Annotated in this window: 2 protein-coding genes; one reads left to right on the top strand and one right to left on the bottom strand. The window is 68.8% G+C overall.

The features are described 5' to 3' along the window. Positions 1-223, top strand: a 223-nt coding sequence (locus tag GHC57_RS19695) for a hypothetical protein (RefSeq protein ID WP_211369259.1), incomplete at its 5' end; no start/stop codon positions are given. Between the two features lie 35 nt (positions 224-258). Here GHC57_RS19695 and murJ read toward each other — a convergent pair. Continuing rightward, complete coding sequence (gene murJ / locus GHC57_RS18930) at positions 259-1,842, bottom strand: murein biosynthesis integral membrane protein MurJ (RefSeq protein WP_153347193.1); 1,584 nt, start codon at positions 1,840-1,842, stop codon at positions 259-261. Positions 1,843-2,132 lie beyond the last annotated feature (290 nt).

Raw genomic sequence — 2,132 nt, 5'->3', positions numbered from 1 at the left:
GTTCACGTTATGTTCTACGCCGTTTCAGGCCACCTGTCACCACATGATGTGGTCCCGGACTCAAAGGGATAAGCCTTCTGGAGAAAAATTCAAAGATCGAGATAGTGCAGAAAATTTCCTCAAGGAGAAAAAGGATGGACTTGAAAGCGCAGTGGCGAGTCTTGAGCGGTTGAAAAAGAAAAAGGAAGAGAATTCAAGAACTCTAAATTCCCTTCGTAGTTAAAGGGCTGGTGGCGGAGTCCGCGCGTGCGCTCGGGGTTACTCCGGCGGAACCGGGGCCTGCATCCGGGCCTCGCCCTTGCGGCGGAGCATGGCCTTGAGCTCGCCCACGCTGGCGGCCCCCGAAAGCTGCGCGGCCACCCCGTAGACCACGATGCCGCCCAGCACCAGCCCGGCCAGCGCCAGGGGCCGGGCCGGGTCGCCCAGCGCCATGACATCGTCCAGCGCGAGGGCGCCGCCCCACAGGGCGGCCGCCATCAGCGCGGTGGCCAGGGCGATGCGGGGCAGGCGGGCGCGCAGGCGGGCGTCCACGCCGAGGGTCCCGCGCCGGTGCAGCACCACGGCCAGGGCGATGGCGTTGCCCCAGTTGGACAGCGCGGCCGCCAGCGCGATCCCCACATGCCCCCAGATCTGCATCAGGATCAGGTTCAGCACGATGTTCGCGCCCATGGCGGCGGCGGCGATCCGGACCGGCATGGCGGTGTCCTCGCGGGCGAAGAACGCCTGCGCCAGGATCTTGACCAGCACGTAGGAGGGCAGCCCGGCCGCGAAGGCCATCAGCGCCGCCGCCGTCGCGGCGGTGTCGGCGGGGCTGAACGCGCCGCGTTCGAACAGGGTGCCGATGATGGGGCCCGGGATCACCATCAGCGCCGCCGCCGCCGGCAGGGTCAGCAGCAGCGCGAATTCCAGCGCCCGGTTCTGGTTGTGCCGGGCGGCGTCCCACTGGCCGGCCTTGAGCTGGCGCGACAGCAGCGGCAGCAGGGCGGTGCTCACGGCCACGCCGATGACCCCCAGCGGCAACTGGGTGACCCGGTCGGCGTAGTACAGCCACGACACCGCGCCGTCCGCCAGCAGCGAGGCCAGGATGGTGCCGATCAGCAGGTTGATCTGGTACAGGCTGCCGCCCAGCACCACGGGCAGGATGCGCCGTCCCAGCAGACGGACGCGCGGCGTCAGCTTCGGCCGGATCGGCGGCAGCAGGCCCATGCCGGCCCGCCTGCAGTGCCAGGCCAGCCAGGCGAACTGGATCACGCCGGCGGCGAACACGCCCCAGGCGAGGGCATGGCCGGGCGTCTCCATCAGGGGTGTGAACCCCACCAGGGCCGCGATCAGGGTCAGGTTGAGCAGGATGGGGGCGGCGGCCGCCGCCCCGAAGTGCCCCAGCGAGTTCAGCACGCCCGATTGCAGCGACACCAGCGAGATGAACAGCAGGTAGGGGAACGCGATCCGGGTCAGTTCCGTCGCCAACTCCATCTTGCCCGGCACGGCGTCGAACCCGGGCGCCATGACGATCATGGCGAAGGGCATCAGCACTTCCATCGCCGCCGTGAACACCAGCAGGATCAGGGCCAGCACGCTGAAGGCGCGCCGGGCGAAGGTGCGGGCGACCTCGCGGCCGTCGGTCTCCAGCAGGCCCGCGAAGATGGGCACGAAGGCGGCCTGGAACGCGCCCTCGGCGAACAGCCGGCGGAACAGGTTGGGGAACCGAAAGGCGACGAAAAAGGCGTCGGAGACCGTGCCCGCGCCCAGCAGACCCGCCACCAGGATGTCGCGGGCGAAGCCGGTGACGCGGCTGATGAGGGTGTAGCCACCCACGGTGGCGATGGAGCGCAGCAGGGCCATGCCCGCTCCATACCCGATCCCCGCCACCGCCCGCCAGCGGATTTCGCGGCCCGCCCAGGGCGACGGGCTCAGGTTAACGGGATCGCTCTTCCAGGTCTTTGCAGGGGGTCGGAGACCTGCGCTCGAGGTCCTTCAGCCGCTTCGCGGCTTCAGGATTGTCTGTTTGATTTGTGGCATTGTGGAGATGCCGGGTTGCGGGGCCCCGGGTGGCCACCCGGGGCCCCGCACCGGATCGTGTGATCGTCTCAGGATGGGGTCTTTGCCCGTTGTCATCGTGATCCGCGATCCGG

Source organism: Roseospira navarrensis, assembly GCF_009601025.1.
Lineage (GTDB): Bacteria > Pseudomonadota > Alphaproteobacteria > Rhodospirillales > Rhodospirillaceae > Rhodospira > Rhodospira navarrensis.
This window is presented reverse-complemented; position numbering and strand designations above follow the sequence as displayed.

Excerpts from the sequence above, each read along its gene's own strand:
- murJ (WP_153347193.1), bottom strand. The coding sequence starts at position 1,842 with ATGGCCCTGCTGCGCTCCATCGCCACCGTGGGTGGCTACACCCTCATC.